We start from the raw sequence: 19,174 nt of genomic DNA, 5'->3' as shown, positions 1-19,174 counted from the left end.
GTTTTTCAAATTTAGATTATTTTTCGCCTAAAACGATAACTGCTTGACCTAATCCTTTCATCATTAATTTATTTGGAATCAAGTAAGGTGCTTTTTTAAGGAAGTCTTGTAGGCTTTTTGCAAAACCTCTAGCATCAATTGCTTTTCCAGTTGCATCGTAAAGAGGAATTCTCACTTGCTCAAATAACATCATGTTTTCAGTAGCATCAGATGTACTGAAACGTCCTTTTACCGTATTGGCAGTCATCCATTCTTCCAAAACTGAACTTAATTCTTTACCACCGTATTCTTGTTCTAAATCACCCGACCAAGAATCGAATTTTTTCACTCGGATGATAATTTCTCTTCCGTTTTCAAACATGTCATCAAAATGCTTTTGAAGCGATGCATTGAAATTATCGATGTGTGCTAATACAGATTCCTCTAGTAAAACAGGTAATACTACTGAAAATGAAGGAGATCCCGTACCTGTTGCAGTAGCAATTTGTTTGTCGGTGTACGAGTCGATTCCTTGTAAAGTGAAGTTAACTGATTTTTTTGGGCCTGTTGAATTTAACGTCCAAGTCAATTGCATGATGATATCCGCTTTGGCTACTTTTTTCAATTTATCAATAGGACTTTCAGCAACACCTGCACCTGATTTAGAAGATAACATTGCGTTTTCAGCACTTTCACTTTCTAAGGTTTTAATAGCAGATTCCATATTTTTTAATGGGAAACCTCTTTCAGCCATTAATCCGTTGATTTTACTGATTACTTGTATTAATTCTGGATTTTCCTGAAAAGCTCTTTTGTAATCTGGAATTTTTACGGTTGTTCCTTGGTTGTCATAGGTTGTCATGAATCCGTTTTGATTGCACCACAAATCACTTGGAACCACCATAATGGTTGGTTTTTTTGCTTGAGCGTAAGATAAACTCACCATGAAAAGGGCAAGTATCGCGAATATTTTTGTTGTAACTTTTCTCATTATTTAAATACTTTATTGTTTGATAATTCCGTCAGCAATAAGTTTGCTTTTTAATTCTGAACGTAATACACGCACTATTAAGCCGTGGGTTACACTTTCTCTAGCTTTCTTTCTGTCACGGCTTATTTTTTCGCCAATTCTCTCATCTTTTAAAGTAATGAAGTTTTTGAATTCTCCACCATCAGCAAAAAACTTATTGAAATAGTCTTCGTATTTCTCTTCAGCATTTACTTCCAAGATTAGTGCTTTTTTTGCGCAATCTTGTTTGCCTTCTAAAATATTGATGAAGATTACATCTCTAACTGCATTTTTCTTAGCTTGTTCTACAGCATCTGCTCTATTTCTACCGTTACCCCATGCTTTAAGAGTTACAGAACCATCAAGTTCAACTCCCATGCACTCGGTTTTATAAATATAATTTCCGGCAATTTTTTTCTGAGCATTCGCAGATACGAATACCAAGAAGAAAACGATTAAGGTTAATTTAATTTTCATGTGATTTGTTTTTTAAGGTTAAAAACCAGACGAAAGGCCTCTGATAATTCCGGCAGCCTCTAAATCTTTTCTTAAGGCATCTTTAGAAACCGCAACGATTATTCCAATTTTGTATTCTTTACCCACTTTCAATCTGTCGCCAGCATCAACAAATCCGTCTGTTGATTCTGTAACGTACTTCATGTATTTTCCACCTTCTTCGAAGAAAGGTCCAAAGAAATCTCCTTTTTCTGCTTCAATGTTTGGGTTGTTAGCCATCGCTTTTTGAGAAGCACAACTTCTTCCGTCTCCAGAAAAACCTTTAAAGATGATACCGTGTACGGCATTCTTTTTTGCTTGTGTGATGGCAATGCTTGGTTTTTTAGAGTACGACCAAACCTTTACTAAGTAGGTTCCGTCAGCTCCTACACCAGCACATTCGATTTCATAACGCCAAGCTTCTGTTGCTGCGTCGGCTTTTTTCTGTTTTCCAGATTGAGCAAATGTTGCTACCGAGGCTACAAGTACTACTAAAATTGTTATTATTTGTTTTTTCATTTTTATTATAGTTTTAATTATTTTCCTTTTTTCTGGATGATTAACATTCCTGGATAAAATTCTTTACCGCTTACTTTTTTGAAATGAGTTCTATCGGTTTTGTTGTCTGGATTTTCTTCTTCAGCACCATAACGATTGTCCCAAATAGGGAAGTCCTCATCTACTTTAATTGATCCCACTACAACATATTTTGTTTTGCCGTTTTCATCTATTTGTTGTTCTAATACATCAAACTTAGATTTATTAGTTACCCCTTCTTTTACGCCAATCTTAGCTGTAATTGGTTCTCCAGTGAAAAGTGGTGTTTTTGTTTTGAAATCATCGTGGTTTTTCTGTAATTCAACAATTACCGCGTCAACTGCTTTGATTGTTGCTCTTTCGATTAATTCATCATCAGTTTTTTTAGTAAAAATAGTTGATTGAACATCTGCCCATGATACATCAGAGCCCACATAAGTTAACTTGAAAATATTTGAATCATCAAATGCTTTTTTCTTTTCTTGTGTAATGGTTTTGTCGTCTGCCCAATAGTCGTTATAAAAAGTTGCCGCTACTTCGTCGTTCCACTCTAGACGGTACAAGTGAGCTGTCGTTTTTACTACATATCCTTTTCCGGCAACGGTTACGCCAGTTGCTGCTAATTCTGTTGTAGTAGACAAGTTTCCACCACCAGGTACTACACTAGCAATTGATCCTACCGAACGTAATAAGCCACTCGCTTTTTTTGCTACCTCTTCTTTAGAAACATATTTGTAATCATTTACTAAAACAAATGTATTTTTAATTAATTCTTCACCGGCATCGGCCAACATTTCAAGACCTCTTTTGCTTGCTTTTGCAGTGGCAATGTCTACAACCGATGCATCATAACTGCCTCTAGATTTGATTAAATCCATGTTGAAAGCTCCCGATGCTGAACGATTGAACCATTTAGCAACTAATTCCTTTGCAACGTTATTTGTTTCTAAGTAGTTCTTAATATTTGTTGTTTGGTCTTCTTCGTTATTTGTTGGAATTGTTCTTGAACCACTGATGTGATCGTTAAATTTTTCAGGAATTGGACCTTTTACAAAAGCTGATTTAATTACATCTGCATGGGGAATAGCTGGGTTTTCTACCATTAAGGTGTATAACGAACTTCTTCTGTATTTTACATTTAGTTCTTTTTTGTCTTGTGCATTTGCAGCTACAATGCTAGAAAGGGTAATAAGTGATAAAATAATTTTTTTCATTGTTTTTATTTGTGGTTATTTATTTAATTGTTAAAACAAGTATCCTACAGAAAATTGAATAACACTATTTCTGTATTTGAATGTGTTTGAAGTCGCCGAATTGTTAATATTTGACAAACCTAAATTATATCTTCCTTGAAAAAAAACATGATTTTTTAATTCGTAACCCAATCCTAGATTCAATCCAAAATCAACAATGTTTTGTTTTTTTACGGTATAATCCGTTGCGATGTTTTGATTGGTTGCTGAAACTAAAAAGCCTACTTGTGGTCCTGCTTCTATACTCAAATTGTCATTCATTACATAAAACTTTGCCATTACCGGTAATGTAATGTAATCAAATTTATGTCTTCCGAAACCACCAACTTTTTCATCGGTAAATCCTTGTCCTGAGTACATTAACTCAGGTTGAATGGAGAATTTATCTGAAACAATAATTTCGGACAACAATCCTACATGAACGCTTGTTCTGATTCCGTTGTTATCATAATCCCCTTGAAAATTGGCAATGTTTAAACCGCCTTTAATTCCGATTTTAATGCCTTCATCTTGTTTTGTTTTTTGTGCCTGAACCGACAAAATCATCAAAAAAGAACAGACTAAATAGATTTTTTTCATACTTTTTAATTTAGGTGTTTAGTTTTTTTAATATAATTTTAACAATACATATACTACAGAAATATAAATGCAATTATACGTTTATTCGTTCTTAAGTGCAATATCTAGTGTAGTTTTATTTTAATTCATTTTAACAAATGGCAATAAATTATTTTCCTTTTTTCTGAACCAATAACATGCCTGGATACAAATCTTTACCGCTAATTTTTTTAAAGTAAGTTTTGTCGGTAGTAATGTTCGGATTTTCAACATCAGCACCGTAACGATTATCCCAAATAGGGAAGGCATCGTCCACTTTTACTTGTCCAACACTTACATATTGCGGAATACCATCTTCATTTAATTGTTGCTCTAAAACGTCAAATACAGACTTTGCAGAAAGTCCTTCTTTTAATCCGATTTTTGCGGTTAGAGGATCACTGCTGTATAATGGAGTTTTGGTTTTGAATTCGTCGTGGTTTTTTTGAAGTTTCACGATCACTGCATCCATAGCTTTCATGGTGGCTCTTTCCACTAATTTCAAATCTGTTTTGTTGGTAAAAATTGAGGATTGTACATCAGCCCAAGATTCGTCAGTTCCCACATATATCAATTTAAAAATATCTGTTTCATCGAACGCTTTCTTCTTTTCTGCTGTAATGGTTTTGTCAGTTGCCCAAAAGTCATTGTAAAATTTGGCGGCAACTTCTTCATTCCAGTCCAATCGATATAAATGTGCTTTTGTTTTTACGATATACCCTTTTCCTGCTATGGTAACGCCAACTGAAGTTACGGCACTAACATTAGAGACAGTGGAACCACCCGGAACATAGCTTGCTACTTGCGAAACTGCATTTAACCAGCCACTGGCTTTTTTTGCTACTTCTTCTTTGTCGGTATATTTGAATTCGTTAACCAATACAAATGTGTTTTTAATTAATTCTTCTCCGGCATCTCCCAGCATGCTTAGGCCTCTTTTACTAGCTCTTGCTTTGGCAATATCCAATACTGATGCGTCATAATTTCCTCTTGATTTAATCAAACTCATGTTAAAGCCGCCTTTAGGTGATCGATCAAACCACTTGGCTACTAGTTCTCTAGCAATATTGCTCGTTTCTTTTTGAATTGATTTAAGTTGGTCTTTGTATTCTTGTGGCATCAAATCGTAGATCTCTTTTTGATGTCTTTCATTATCAAAAGTCACTCTTTTGTCAATATACTCGGTGATTTTTTTCTTTTTGGTAACACCAATTTCTTTGGCTTCATCTTCTAATCTTTTTCGTTCCGCCATATACTCTTTGTAATAAGGAGTGTCGGTAGATTGAGAGAGCGTATTCATTACGTTCATGAGTGCATCAGGACTACTTGAAGAACCGTTTGTGGGTCCTACCAATCCAGCCATCATTGCGTTATTTGTGTTAGAGTTTGGCGAAGCAGCTCCATTATACACAGAGGGAACCCTGTCTGTAATTCGAGTCTTTAGATTATGGTTGTTAAACTTATCTGGAATTTTACTGGTAACAAAATACTTTTTAATTGAATCGGCATAAGGCATACCGGGAGTATCTACCATTAAGGTGTAGAGCGAACTTCTTCTGTATTTTACTTTTAATGGATTTGATTCAGGAGCTTCTTCAACAATTTCTTTGTCGACAATTTCTAGTGAATTATCTGTTTCCTTAACTGAAGTTGTTTTTTTAGTGGTTTTTTTACTTGTAACTCCTTTTTTAACTTTGGATTGTGCGTTAGTTATTGAGAAAGAGAAGATTAGTAACAATAGTGATAGTATTCTTATTCTCATATGCAAATGTTTTGGGTTAGTTTGTTCTTTACAAATATAGGATTAAATTATGGTATGAAACAATCCTTAATTTTAGTTAGATTTTAAATTTTTTTTGTAAGAAAAAACATAAAAAAATCCCGATTACAATATGTAATCGGGATTTAATATATAAGTTTAAGATGTTATTATCCTAAAGTAACTCTTTTGAAACCTGTAATTTCAACGTTGAAATCTTTAACATAATCACCTACTTTTTTACTGTCATCTTTGATGAAGTTTTGATCCAATAAAGCTCTTTCTTGATCTAAAGAAGTATTGTCAGAGATGAAACGTTGAATTTTTCCTGGAACAATTTTGTCCCAAATTTGTTCTGGTTTGCCTTCTGCTTTTAATTCTGCTTTCGCATCTTCTTCCGCTTGTTTTAAAACTTCTTCTGTTAATTGAGAGAAAGAAATATATTTAGGAACATTTTTCAACGTTTTTCCTAAACGTTTTGCTTCTTCATTATCTTTTTCGATAACTGCAATACGAGCAGCAAGTTCAGATTCTACGAAAGCTGGGTCAAAATCTTTGTAAGATAAGGTATCTGCTCCCATAGATGCCACTTGCATAGAAATGTCTTTTGTTAAAACGTCAGCATTAGCAATTGGTGCAGAAATTGCAGTTAATGCTGCAATTTTGTTTACGTGAACATAAGATCCAACGAAAGCGCCTTCTAAAATTTCAAAACCACCGATTTCGATTTTTTCACCGATAACACCCGTTTGCTCGATTAATTTTTCAGCCACAGTAATTCCGTTGAAATCTGAAGCTAAAAATTCTTCTTTAGAAGAGAAGTTGATTGCTTTTTCTACTAATTCTTTAGCTAACGTTACGAATGCTTCATTTTTACCTACGAAATCAGTTTCGCAGTTTAAAGTGATGATAGCGCCTCTTGTGTTGTCAGCATTGATAAAAGAAACAGCAGCTCCTTCAGAAGACTCACGGTCAGAACGGTTAGCAGCCACTTTTTGTCCTTTTTCTCTAAGGATTTGAATCGCTTTATCGAAATCCCCATCAGCTTCAACTAAAGCTTTTTTACAGTCCATCATTCCGGCACCTGTAGTTTGTCTTAATTTATTTACGTCTGCAGCAGTAATTGTTGCCATAGTATTTTAAATTTTAAATGTTGTTTTTTAAAAGGAAAAAATTCCAACTCTCAAATCCCAAACACCAATTCTATTTCTAAAATTTTGGAATTTGGAATTTTGAGATTGGAACTTAATTTTATTTATTCTTCTGAAGCAGCCGTTGTAGTTTCAACTTTTGCTTCTTCAGTAGCTTCTACTTCTTTATCTGAAGTTCTGTTTGCAAGACCTTCAGTGATAGCTGCAGTAACTAATGATAATACTTTGTCAATTGATTTTGAAGCATCATCGTTTGCAGGGATTACATACTCAACTTGACGTGGGTCAGAGTTGGTATCCACCATTGCAAAAACTGGAATGTTTAATTTTTGAGCTTCTTTTACTGCGATGTGTTCCGCTTTGATATCTACTACGAATAACGCAGCAGGTAATCTTGACATATCAGAGATAGAACCTAAGTTTTTCTCTAATTTTGCACGCAAACGATCAATTTGTAATTTCTCTTTTTTAGAAAGAGTATCAAATGTTCCGTCTTTCTTCATTCTGTCGATAGAAGCCATTTTTTTAACAGCTTTACGGATAGTAACGAAGTTAGTTAACATACCACCAGGCCATCTTTCAGTGATGTAAGGCATGTTTGCAGCCGCTGCTTTTTCAGCAACGATGTCTTTAGCTTGTTTTTTGGTAGCTACGAAAAGTACTTTTCTACCAGATGCAGCGATTTTCTTTAAAGCTTCGTTCGCTTCTTCGATTTTTGCTGCTGTTTTGTATAGGTTGATAATGTGAATACCATTACGCTCCATATAGATGTAAGGAGCCATGTTTGGGTCCCATTTTCTAGTCATGTGTCCGAAATGAACACCAGCTTCTAGTAAGTCTTTAACTTCTATTTTATTTGCCATTTTGTAATAGTTTACGTTCTGTTGAATTAGCAATGATCAAGTAGCGATTTCTCAGGTCTTAACCATTTAGATGCTAAACTAATTTTCTGCCTCGGCAGAAAGAGCAACAATAACTTAGTTTTTAATAAATAATAATAAATATTAACGTTTCGAGAATTGGAATCTCTTACGAGCTTTTTTCTGACCGAATTTTTTACGTTCAACCATTCTTGGGTCTCTCGTTAATAATCCTTCAGGTTTTAAGATTGCTCTATTTCCTTCTCCTACTTCGCACATTGCACGAGCGATAGCCATACGAACAGCCTCAGCTTGTCCAGTAGCACCACCACCATATACATTGATTTTTACGTCATAGTTAGTTGCATTTTCTGTCATAGACATTGGTTGCAAAACTTTGTACTGTAAAGTAGCAGTAGGGAAATAAGTAGCAAAAGCTCTTTTGTTTACAGTGATAGTTCCTGTACCTTCAGATACATAAACACGTGCCACGGCACATTTTCTTCTACCGATTTTGTGAATAACTCCCATTACTTAAGATCGTTTAGATTAACGGTTTTAGGTTTTTGAGCGCCTTGTTTGTGCTCTGGACCTACATTTACATTTAAATTACGGAATAACTCAGCACCCAATTTGTTTTTAGGTAGCATTCCTTTGATTGCTTTCTCTACTAATAATGCAGGGTTTTTTTGTTGCATTACTTTAGCAGTTAAGAATCTTTGTCCTCCTGGGTAACCTGTGTGGCGAACGTACGTTTTCTCCTCTAGTTTGTTACCTGTTAGGTTGATTTTTTCTGCGTTGATAACAATTACGTTATCTCCACAGTCCACGTGCGGTGTATAACTTGGCTTGTACTTACCTCTTAAAAGCATCGCAACTTTTGAAGCAAGACGACCTAAGTTATGACCTTCAGCGTCAACAACGATCCATTCCTTTTGAACGGTAGCTTTGTTGGCTGATACTGTCTTGTAGCTTAATGTGTTCACAATAATTACTTTTTAATTAAACATTCCATTCCCAATTAAGGGAGTGCAAAAGTACAATTATTTATTAATAAAGCAAAAAGGTTTTGAAAAATTCTTTGAATATTGAATTTCAATTGCTTAATGAAGAAAATTCTGATCGTATTTTTTGCTTTTTGGAGTCATTCGTTATGCACTGGGTTTGACTTATGAGTTAAAATTGTTAATTAAAGTTTAAAACCGCTTATACTCTCTGACTTTAACAGTAATTTTAATACGTTTTTATTTAGCTTTCAGTTTATGGTGACGAATACAAGAGTTGTAATTGTAATTTTTTCCTTTATGTGTGGCGTCACTTTTGGTCAAAATTCAGGAAATATTGAGAAAAGAGTTTATACCACTAAAAGTATTGAAGATCAACCTGCGCCTGAAATTGATGGAAAGTTGGATGATAAAAGCTGGGAAACTGTAGAGTGGACCGGTGACTTTTTGGAACGCGAACCCGATGAAAATACCGCTCCAACCGAACAAACCAAGTTCAAAATCATGTATGATAAAAAATATCTTTATTTGGCTTTTAGATGCTATGATAAAAGCCCGAAAGATATTGTAAAAAGACTTTCCAGAAGAGACGGGTTTGAAGGCGATTGGGTAGAAGTCAATATTGATAGTTACAACGATAAAAGAACCGGATTTTCCTTTACTTCGTCGGTTTCTGGTGTAAAAGGAGATGAATTTATATCCAATAATGGAAATATGTGGGACGGAAGTTGGAATCCCATTTGGTTTCTTAAAACCAATATTGACGAAGAAGGTTGGACGGCCGAATTAAAAATTCCGTTTAGCCAATTAAAATTCGGAAATGCTGAGGAACAAGTATGGGGTATTCAGGTGCAACGTCGATTTTTCAGAGCCGAAGAACGATCCGTTTGGCAAAGAATTCCGCAAGACGCTCCAGGTTGGGTAAGTCAGTTTGGAGAATTAAGAGGTTTGAAAGGAATTGAACCTCAGAAACAATTAGAAATTCAGCCATTTATGGTGGCCCAAGCGGAAACTTATCAAAAGGAAGAAGGCAATCCATTTCGAACTGGGAATGATGAAAAAATAAATGGGGGCGTAGATGCTAAAATTGGTATTACAAATGACTTGACCTTAGATTTGACCATCAATCCTGATTTTGGTCAGGTGGAAGCCGATCCAGCTGCGATTGCTTTGGATGGTTTTCAGATTTTCTTTCGAGAACAACGGCCTTTTTTTGTGGAAAACAAGAATATTTTCGATTTTGCTTTTGCCGATGGTTCGGATAATGTGTTTTATTCCCGCAGAATTGGAAGAAGTCCGCAAGGATTCGTGAACTTAGGAAGTGGTGAATTTGCGAAAAAACCAACCAATACTACCATTTTAGGTGCCGCCAAGTTTAGTGGAAAAACTAAAAATGGATGGTCCTTGGGTGTTTTAGAAACAGTTACCGATAAAGAGCACGCTAAAATTTCGGATGGTATGACCAGCAGAAAAGAAATTGTAGAACCGATGACCAATTATTTTGTAGCACGTGCGCAAAAGGATTTCAATAATAGAAATAGTTATATTGGTACGATCGTTACTTCGACAATACGAAATTTGGAAAATGGAGAGTTGAATTTCCTTAGAAAATCTGCGTTAACGGGCGGTATCGATTTCCAACACAATTGGAAGAACCGAAAATATTTCCTTAACGGAAATTTTGTTGCCAGCCATGTTAACGGAAGTAAAGAGGCAATAGCCTTAACACAACAATCCTTGACGCACTTGTTTCAACGAGTAGATGCCAGTCATGTGGATGTGGATCCGAATAAAACATCCTTAAGTGGAACTGGAGGTAAAATTCAAATAGGGAAATCGAGCGAAGGACATTGGCGATATAATGGTGCCTTCATGTGGCGTTCACCAGAATTGGAAATCAATGATATTGGATTTTTAAGACAAGCCGATGAAATGAAACAGACTAGTGGGTTGTATTATCAAAGCTTAAAACCTTTTGGAAGTTTTAGAAAAATTAATGTTGGCTTTAATCAGTTTACGGCGTTTGATTTTGAAGGAAATTTTAACCGACTTCAAACAGGAATCAATACCAATATCAATTTCAAAAACAATTGGAATGTAAATTCGGAAGTGGTCTATAAGCCCTTTGTTTATTCGAACACTATTTTAAGAGGTGGTCCACGATTTCGTTTTTCAGAAGAAGTGTTCAAATACGTTCATATCAATTCCGATTCTCGAAAAAAATTCCGCTATAATTTCGGAGTGTATTCATCGTCAGGAAAAGAGAATTCGTTTTCTTATTTAGAGTTTGATTCTGGATTTACCTATCAACCTTTTAATGCTTTTACTTTTTCTTTGAGTCCGAATTATAATATCAATAAAAACAAAACACAATATGTAACCGAAGTGGATTATGGTACTCAAAAAAGGTACATCACTGCTAATTTGGAGCAAAACACATTAAGTGCAACACTGCGTTTGGATTATAGTATCAATCCGAATTTAACCATTCAGTATTATGGGCAGCCTTTTATATCACGAGGATTATATAAATCATTTAATAGTATTACAAATCCTACCGCTCATAATTATAAAGACCGAGTTGCTTTTTATAATCCCACACAAATTGGTTTTGATATAGCTTCCGATTCTTATTTAGTAGATGAAGATAGTAATGGTGTGGTCGATTATCAGATTGCCAATCCTGATTTTTCGGAAGTACAATTTCGTTCGAATTTAGTAGTGCGTTGGGAATACATTCCGGGTTCCGAATTGTTTTTAGTTTGGTCGCAAGGAATGAATGGTCTGGCTGATCCAAAAGCCGATTTATTCAGAGGTTTGGATTCGCAGATATTAGATAAAAAACCGGAAAACATTTTTCTGATAAAAGCCACCTACCGATTTGTTTTGTAAAGGCTTAAAGCCATAATTTTACAGATTAATAATTACTTTTACACTTCAATCGAGTGTTTTCATGAAATCAAAACCAACGTTAAAGCAAATTGCAATTCAATTAGGATATTCTGTTTCTACGGTTTCCAAAGCGTTGTCAGATAGTCCCGAAATTGGTGAAGAAACCAAAACAAAGATCAAAGAATTTGCAAAACTGAGCAATTACAAACCCAATAGTATGGCGCAAAACCTAAAGAGACAGCGCACTAATACGATAGGGGTGATTATTCCGAATATATTGAATCCTTTTTTTGCCAAGGTTTTTAGCGGAATCGAAAAATTTGCGAATGCTAAAGGCTATAACGTGATTACCTATATTTCGAATGAATCGTTTACCAAAGAGAAACAGGCGATGGATTTGTTGAGCAACGGTACAGTCGATGGTTTTATCTTATCTATTGCAGAAGAGACGCAAAAGAAAAATGAAACGTCCCATTTTAAAGAAGTAATTCGAGAAGGAATTCCGATTGTCATGTTTGACCGAATTTCTGATAGTGTTGATTGTGATAAAGTGGTAGTTGACGATTATGATTCGGCGGTACATGCCACACAACATTTAATTACTTCAGGTTGTCAACGTATCGCTTTGTTAACCTGTGAAGCCAATTTAAGTGTCTCGCAACTTCGTATCAATGGTTATTTGGATACTTTGAAAGTAAATAGAATTGCGGTAGATAATGATTTAATTATTGCCGTAAATGATGTTGCAGAATTTGATGTGAAGCTAGCGAATTTAATTGACAACATTAAAGTCGACGGTATTTTTGCTTTAGACGAGCACGCGTCGACTTTGGCCATGAAATTGGCAGTTAAAAAGGGAATTAAAATCCCAGATGAGTTGTCAATGGTGGGTTTTGCTGATGGTGCCTGGTCACGCCGATTGACGCCAAGTTTGGCTACCATCAGTCAGCACGGACCAGAAATCGGTGCTGAAGCAGCCAAACTATTGATTGAACGCATCGAAAATAAAGCCGAAAAGAACAGTTATAAAACAACCGTTATAAAAACGGAGTTGCGTTACCGAGATTCTGTTCGAAAACCCAATTAATCTTTAGTAAATAAATATTCGGCACCACCTTGTTTTAAAGTCATGTTTTTGTCTTTAAAAATCAATTTAATACTGGCGGCATCAAAAACAAAAGTAGTTTCGTTTATGGCATTTAAAGTGAAGGCGTTTTGACCTGTCCCTTGCGCTTCCATTTCACCATTTTTATTTCTAATCGTAATTTTAATTGGCAATTGTGCCGAAGAATACACGCCCGCATACCCATTTAAAATTTCCGGTTTCACTTTAATAGATACAAGGTTCGGAAATTGATACGGCATTTTGTAATAAATACTCAAAACCCCAATCATAATGTCGTTACGGTTAAAATTATCTCCGTTCACGATTAAAGAAACTCCTAATTTTTCTGCCGGATAATACCCTATAACCGATCGGAAGCCTTCAATTCCTCCCGTATGACCATAAAATTTACGCTCTCCAAAAGGAAGGGTAAGTAATCCTTTTCCATAGGATTGTTCTAACTTGGTCATTTCGTCTAAAGACGTTTTTTTGACTAGTATTCCGCTAAATAGTGCATGAAAAAATTTTGTCAAATCAGAAGATGTCGAAACAATGTCACCTGCTCCAAAAGCTAACGACATGTCCCATTCGTTAATTTTTGTCCATTGATCGTCTAAGAAATTATAAGAATAACTTTCGTTGTTCTTTGTATCTACTTTTGGTGAAAGTAAGGTGTTTTGCAGTTGTGCTTTTTTAATAATTCTGTTTTCAAGATTTTCGGCGTACGTTTTTTTAGTCACATCTTCGATAATTCTGCCTAAGATATAGTAATTGGAATTACTGTATTCGTATTTCGAATTGGGTTCAAACAAGGAGTTGTAATTCGAAATTTTGCCTATCATTTCTTCTTTCGAATAGTTTTTTGTCGGCACAGTAGTCGAATCGGCATTCAAATAATCAACAATACCTGTGCGGTGGTGTAATAAATTATGAATGGTTATTTTTTCGGCATTTTTCACTTGTGGGTAATATTTGGCTAATTGGGTCTCCAGTTTTAACTTCTTTTCTTCAATAAGCTGCATAATCATCACTGCGGTAAACGTTTTACTGATAGAACCAATTTTGTACTTGGTTTGACCATTCGCTTTAAGATTGGTTTCAGTATCGGCATATCCATACGCTTTTTCAAAAATTACTTTGTCTCCTTCACGAATGCTCAATTGCCCCATGAATTTATTATTATTGTTTAAATAAGTCAACAAACTATCAATTTTAGTAAGTCGTTTGTTGTCTTGTGCTGTTGTACTTAAAGAAAGTAATACGATAAGTAGGAGAAATAGTTTTTTCATGTTTTTATTTTTGTTTTTTGAATTCTAAATAGGAGTAAACGATAGGGATAATACTGATAACGACAACAATGCTCATAAAAGTATAAAACTGCAATTGAGGTTCTAGGAAAAAGGTTAAGGTCATTAATATTCCTCCAATAAACCAAAGTTTTCCTCCAAGCAAATGTGTTTTTTTCCAAACCTCTTCGTTTTCTAATGTCCACGGAGTTCTGATGCCCATAAAATAATTAGGTTTTATGGTTTTCATATAATTTCCGGAAAAAGCTATTAGTAAACCAACAAGTGGAAATAGTAACGTGGGTTTTGTATTTGGGTTCTGAATAGAGTATAAAATATAGATGGCCAAAACAGATAGAAAAACTGTAATTATTAATCGGAGTGAATCGAATTTTTTGCCCATGTTTTGTATGTTTTTTTTGGGGTCTATTTTGGGTAAAAAGAGAAGAAGTAAATACATAAATCCGGTCAGGATAAAGATCATAAATAGTAATTCCGATTTATTGCCCCAGCGATCTACTTCACCATTGAGTTGCATGTGCATGGGTGCTTTTTCGGGTAGTTTGTTCCATATATAAGCCAAATAAATTGAAGGTAAGATTGCAATACTTAGGTAAGGGAATTCTTTTTTAATTTTGTCCATGATTATTTTTTTAAAGTGATTATCCATTTTATAATATCATCTACGATGGTAGTGTTGAGCGAATAGACAATAAATTGTCCTTTTTTTTCGCTGCTGACTAAGTCGGCTCTTTTTAAAATATCGAGATGATGCGAAATGCTGGGTTTTGAAATGTGAAATTCATCGGCTATTTCACCTGCTGATAAGTCCTTCTGTCGAAGTAATTCTAAAATGCCTCTCCGGGTTTCATCGTTCAAGGCTTTAAAAATGGAATCCATAATTTAGATATTTAGACAAATGTCTAAATAATATTTGAAATGACAAAAGGAATGGCAAAAAAAATAACCCGACAAGTTTTAAGTTCCTGTCGGGTTGGGTTTTAAATTTTAAAATAAGAACGCTGTTGGTCAAAATTAATGTGCTTCCAACCAGTTTTTTCCTAATCCCATTTCCACTTCCAATGGAACGGCCATTTGAAAAGCATTTTCCATTTCGTATTTGATCATTGGTTGAATTTTTTCGATTTCGGAATGATGTACATCAAAAACCAACTCATCGTGCACTTGTAAAAGCATTTTCGATTTCCAGTTGCCTTCTTTTAATTTTTTATGAATGTTAATCATCGCAATTTTGATAATATCGGCAGCAGAACCTTGAATAGGAGCATTTACCGCATTTCGTTCGGCACCACCACGCACGATGGCATTGGCCGAGTTGATGTCTTTCAAATAACGACGGCGATTCGAAATCGTTTCCACATAGCCATTTTCTCTTGCAAAGTCGACTTGGTTGGCCATATAGGCTTTTAATTTTGGATAGGTTTGGTAATAGGCATCAATCAGTTCGGCAGCTTCTTTTCGTGACAAATCAGTTTGATTACTCAATCCAAAGGCAGACACTCCATAAATAATTCCAAAATTGACCGTTTTAGCGTTGCTACGTTGCTCTTTAGTCACTTCTTCCAAAGGCACATTAAAAACTTTAGCAGCGGTGCTTCGATGAATGTCTTCTTTGTTTTGAAATGCCGCAATCATGTTTTCTTCACCACTCAAAGCAGCAATAATACGCAATTCAATTTGCGAGTAATCGGCAGAAAGTAAGGTGTAATTTTCGTCTCTTGCGATGAATGCTTTACGAATTTGTCGGCCTCTTTCGGTACGAATCGGAATGTTTTGTAAGTTTGGGTTGTTAGAACTCAAACGGCCTGTAGCCGCCACTGTTTGCATGTAATCGGTATGGACACGTTGCGTTTTTTTATCCACTTGTTCCGGTAAAGCATCCACATAGGTGCTTTTTAACTTAACCAATTGGCGCCATTCTAAAATATCCTTAACGATTTGATGTTCATTCGCCAAATAGCTCAATACTTCTTCACCAGTAGCATATTGTCCCGTTTTAGTTTTCTTTTGTTTGGCACCGCCAATTTTTAATTTATCGAATAAAATATCACCCAATTGTTTTGGAGAAGCCAAATTGAATTTCTCACCCGCAGTTTCATATATTTTTTCTTCAAAAATGGCAATTTCTTTTTCCATTTCTACCGACATGGCTTTTAAGAACTCTTCATCCAAATTAATTCCTTCTCGTTCCATATCGGCCAATACTTGCACTAATGGAATTTCAATTTCGTCAAATAATTTTTTGGTGCCTACTTTTTCTAAAATAGGCTGAAAGTGTTCTTTTAATTGTAAGGTAATATCAGCATCTTCGGTAGCATATTCTTTAATGTCTTCTAAAGCGACATCGCGCATCGAAAGTTGGTTTTTTCCTTTTTTACCAATTAACGTTTCAATCGATTTTGGGGAATATTTCAAATAGGTTTCGCTCAATACATCCATATTATGACGCATGTCCGGATTGATCAGGTAATGTGCAATCATTGTGTCAAATAAATTACCACGCACTTCCACTCCATAACTGGCCAATACTTTTAAATCGTATTTCATGTTTTGTCCAATCTTTTCGATGCTTTCATTTTCGAAAAAAGGCTTGAACTTTTCAACTAACGCTTTGGCTTCTTCTTGGTTTTCAGGAACCGGAACATAAAAGCCTTTCCCTTTTTCGTAAGAGAATGACATGCCCACTAATTCGGCATTCAAGGCATCGATGCCCGTAGTTTCGGTGTCAAAACAAACCGAAGTTTGATTGGCTAAATTTTGAACCAACAACTTCGTTGGTAAATCACCTTGTACAATTTGGTAAAAATGTTCGGTATTTTCTAAAGTCGCATAAAACGAATTACTGCTTTCAGTCAAATCTTCTCCATCCGAAAATCCAAACAAGTCAAATTGCTCCGAATTGGTTTTTTTTGCCGCTGTTTTTTTTGCCGCTGTTTGATTGTTGTCATTGCCATTAGTATCAATTTCATCGTATTCCTTTCCAGAACCGAATAATTTGTCAAATTGCGTTTTCATTTGACGGAATTCCAATTCCTGAAACAATGCATCAGTTTTTTCTACATCCGGTTTGGATAATTCGAAATCATTAGCATCGAACGTAACCGGACAATCGAGTAGGATAGTGGCTAGTTTTTTGGAAAGCAATCCCAATTCGGCATTGGCTTCAATTTTATCTTTTATGGCACCTTTTAATTGGTGAGTGTTGGCCAATAAGTTTTCCAAAGAACCATATTCTGCCAAGAATTTTTTAGCTGTTTTTTCTCCTACCCCAGGTAAACCTGGGATATTATCGGCAGAATCACCCATCATTCCCAAATAATCAATCACTTGAAGCGGATCGGTGATTTCAAATTTTTCTAACACTTCTGGAATACCCCAAATTTCTATATCATTACCCATTCGGGCAGGCTTGTACATGAAAATATTTTCGGAAACCAATTGCGCAAAATCTTTATCGGGCGTTACCATAAATACTTGGTAGCCTTCCTTTTCGGCTTGTTTGGCTAGTGTTCCTATTAAATCGTCAGCTTCATAACCAGCTTTTTCCATAATAGGAATGTGCATGGCTTTTAATAATTCTTGTATGTACGGAACGGCAATTTTAATGGCTTCAGGCGTGGCGTCACGATTCGCTTTGTATTCGGGAAACATTTCGTTTCTCAAATCACTTCCTCCTTTATCGAAGGCAACGGCTAAATGATCCGGTTTTTCTCTCCGAATCACTTCCATTAAGGAGTTCATAAAACCCATAATGGCCGAAGTATCCATCCCTTTCGAGTTGATTCTTGGGTTTTTGATAAAGGCGTAATAGCCTCTAAAAATTAAAGCGTATGCGTCGAGTAGAAATAAGCGTTTTTGTGACATTTTCAAAAAATTTGAATGTAAAAATAAGCATTCATAAAAGAAGAAAATATCTTTTAGTTAAAATTTGATTAACAAAAAGCTATTGTGTTGACTTTCTTTGTTATTTTGTGTAAAATTTTTAAAATGATACTTCGATTTATAATATTGGCATCTATTTTATTTTTTGTTGAAATATATGCTTTTCAGGCTTTTAGGACTTTGCTGAGATCTAAATGGTTTTTATGGGCTTATGTGGTAATAAGTTTGCTTTTGTATGTTTATATATTTTATACCATCTTTAATTTTGATAGAAAGGTTGGGCAAACGAAAAACAGTTTGTTTGCATTGGGATTATTATTAACGGTTTACCTTCCAAAAATTGTTTTAGCAACAATTATGTTTGGTGAAGATGTTTTTAGACTTTTATCGGGAGTGACCAATTATTTTATCGAGTACGATAATCGTGAAAGCTTTTTTCCAAGCCGAAGAAGATTTGTCAGTCAGGTTGCCTTGGGATTGGCAGCAATTCCGTTTTTATCTCTAATTTATGGAGTTACCAAAGGGAAATACAATTATAAAGTAATCAAACAAAATTTATTTTTCCCGGATTTACCAGATGCGTTTGATGGTTTTACCATCACTCATATTTCAGACATTCATTCGGGAAGTTTTGACAACGCTGAAAAGATCAATTATGCAGTCGATTTGATTAACGAGCAACAATCGGATATTTTATTGTTTACGGGGGATATCGTGAATGCCAAAGCAGAAGAAATGCATCCGTGGATTGAAACCTTCAACCGATTAACAAAACCTGCTTTTGGGAAGTATTCCATTTTAGGAAATCATGATTACGGGGCGTATTTGGATTGGAATTCTGAAGAAGAAAAAGCTAAAAATTTCGAAGAAATTAAAGACTTACACCGTCAAATCGATTTCAAACTATTGCTGAACGAACATGTGAAAATCAAAAAAGACAATCAAGAAATTGCATTGGTTGGCGTAGAAAATTGGGGCAAGCATTTTGGTTCGATGGGCGATATTAATAAAGCGGCTGATGGATTAACTAAGGAAGATTTTAAAGTAGTGATGAGTCACGATCCAAGTCACTGGGAAGAAATAGTCAAACATCACGAAAAACATTTTCATTTAACCCTTAGTGGTCATACTCATGGAATGCAGTTCGGAATAGAAATACCAGGTTATTTTAAATGGAGTTTGGCGCAATACATGTACAAACAATGGGCAGGTTGTTATGAGCATTTGGGGAAATATGTGTATGTAAATAGAGGTTTTGGGTTTCATGCGTATCCGGGTAGAGTAGGAATTATGCCTGAAATTACTGTGATTCGTTTAAAAAAAGGACAAAATATAGCTTAATTT

Annotated in this window: 17 protein-coding genes; 3 read left to right on the top strand and 14 right to left on the bottom strand. The window is 35.2% G+C overall.

Features of this window, described 5'->3' with window-relative positions; all coding sequences use genetic code 11:
• Positions 1-16: 16 nt before the first annotated feature.
• The 10 genes from EQG63_RS01360 to rplM form a co-directional block, all read right to left on the bottom strand.
• Positions 17-970 (bottom strand): DUF6175 family protein, encoded by a 954-nt coding sequence (locus EQG63_RS01360; protein WP_129433638.1) that lies wholly within the window; start codon positions 968-970, stop codon positions 17-19.
• Between the two features lie 12 nt (positions 971-982).
• The gene (locus tag EQG63_RS01355) at positions 983-1,465 is read right to left on the bottom strand and encodes a hypothetical protein (protein WP_129433635.1); all 483 of its coding nucleotides are present in this window, start codon (positions 1,463-1,465) and stop codon (positions 983-985) included.
• 18 nt (positions 1,466-1,483) lie between these two features.
• The gene (locus tag EQG63_RS01350; RefSeq protein WP_235827796.1) at positions 1,484-2,002 is read right to left on the bottom strand and encodes a hypothetical protein; all 519 of its coding nucleotides are present in this window, start codon (positions 2,000-2,002) and stop codon (positions 1,484-1,486) included.
• A 17-nt stretch (positions 2,003-2,019) separates the two neighbouring features.
• Positions 2,020-3,234, bottom strand: coding sequence for a hypothetical protein (locus EQG63_RS01345; protein ID WP_129433629.1), 1,215 nt, complete (start codon positions 3,232-3,234; stop codon positions 2,020-2,022).
• A 30-nt stretch (positions 3,235-3,264) separates the two neighbouring features.
• On the bottom strand, positions 3,265-3,852 hold the full coding sequence (locus EQG63_RS01340) for a porin family protein (RefSeq protein WP_129433626.1): 588 nt from the start codon (positions 3,850-3,852) through the stop codon (positions 3,265-3,267).
• Positions 3,853-4,000: 148 nt separating this feature from the next.
• Positions 4,001-5,632 carry a hypothetical protein gene (locus EQG63_RS01335; RefSeq protein ID WP_129433623.1) on the bottom strand — a complete coding sequence of 544 codons (1,632 nt, stop codon included), beginning with the start codon at positions 5,630-5,632 and terminating at the stop codon, positions 4,001-4,003.
• Between the two features lie 167 nt (positions 5,633-5,799).
• Positions 5,800-6,762 (bottom strand): translation elongation factor Ts, encoded by a 963-nt coding sequence (gene tsf, locus EQG63_RS01330; protein ID WP_129433620.1) that lies wholly within the window; start codon positions 6,760-6,762, stop codon positions 5,800-5,802.
• Between the two features lie 122 nt (positions 6,763-6,884).
• Positions 6,885-7,643, bottom strand: coding sequence for a 30S ribosomal protein S2 (rpsB, locus tag EQG63_RS01325; RefSeq protein WP_129433616.1), 759 nt, complete (start codon positions 7,641-7,643; stop codon positions 6,885-6,887).
• A 141-nt stretch (positions 7,644-7,784) separates the two neighbouring features.
• Positions 7,785-8,171, bottom strand: coding sequence for a 30S ribosomal protein S9 (rpsI, locus tag EQG63_RS01320; protein WP_129433613.1), 387 nt, complete (start codon positions 8,169-8,171; stop codon positions 7,785-7,787).
• Positions 8,171-8,626, bottom strand: coding sequence for a 50S ribosomal protein L13 (gene rplM / locus EQG63_RS01315; protein WP_129433610.1), 456 nt, complete (start codon positions 8,624-8,626; stop codon positions 8,171-8,173). The genes rpsI and rplM overlap by 1 nt, the downstream gene beginning before the upstream one ends.
• A 276-nt stretch (positions 8,627-8,902) precedes the next feature.
• On the opposite strand from rplM, the gene EQG63_RS01310 reads away from it, so the two are divergent.
• Complete coding sequence (locus tag EQG63_RS01310; RefSeq protein ID WP_129433607.1) at positions 8,903-11,536, top strand: DUF5916 domain-containing protein; 2,634 nt, start codon at positions 8,903-8,905, stop codon at positions 11,534-11,536.
• Positions 11,537-11,597: 61 nt separating this feature from the next.
• Entirely contained in the window at positions 11,598-12,623 is a 1,026-nt protein-coding gene (locus tag EQG63_RS01305; protein ID WP_129433604.1) for a LacI family DNA-binding transcriptional regulator, read from the top strand.
• On the opposite strand, the gene EQG63_RS01300 is transcribed toward EQG63_RS01305, so the two are convergent.
• The 4 genes from EQG63_RS01300 to polA form a co-directional block, all read right to left on the bottom strand.
• A complete protein-coding gene (locus EQG63_RS01300; RefSeq protein WP_129433602.1) occupies positions 12,620-13,930 on the bottom strand; it encodes a serine hydrolase domain-containing protein in 1,311 nt (436 codons plus the stop codon). The two genes, EQG63_RS01305 and EQG63_RS01300, sit on opposite strands and share 4 nt — an antisense overlap.
• Positions 13,931-13,934: 4 nt before the next feature.
• Positions 13,935-14,570 carry an SdpI family protein gene (locus tag EQG63_RS01295; protein WP_129433599.1) on the bottom strand — a complete coding sequence of 212 codons (636 nt, stop codon included), beginning with the start codon at positions 14,568-14,570 and terminating at the stop codon, positions 13,935-13,937.
• A 2-nt stretch (positions 14,571-14,572) separates the two neighbouring features.
• Positions 14,573-14,827: an autorepressor SdpR family transcription factor gene (locus EQG63_RS01290; protein ID WP_129433596.1), complete on the bottom strand. Its 255-nt coding sequence runs from the start codon at positions 14,825-14,827 to the stop codon at positions 14,573-14,575.
• 135 nt (positions 14,828-14,962) lie between these two features.
• Complete coding sequence (polA, locus tag EQG63_RS01285) at positions 14,963-17,812, bottom strand: DNA polymerase I (RefSeq protein WP_129433593.1); 2,850 nt, start codon at positions 17,810-17,812, stop codon at positions 14,963-14,965.
• A 123-nt stretch (positions 17,813-17,935) separates the two neighbouring features.
• Here polA and EQG63_RS01280 point away from each other — a divergent pair, with 123 nt between their 5' ends.
• On the top strand, positions 17,936-19,171 hold the full coding sequence (locus EQG63_RS01280) for a metallophosphoesterase (protein WP_129433590.1): 1,236 nt from the start codon (positions 17,936-17,938) through the stop codon (positions 19,169-19,171).
• The last annotated feature ends 3 nt before the right edge of the window (positions 19,172-19,174 follow it).

Origin of the sequence: Flavobacterium amnicola (genome assembly GCF_004122165.1) — a bacterium.
GTDB lineage: Bacteria > Bacteroidota > Bacteroidia > Flavobacteriales > Flavobacteriaceae > Flavobacterium > Flavobacterium amnicola.
This window is presented reverse-complemented; position numbering and strand designations above follow the sequence as displayed.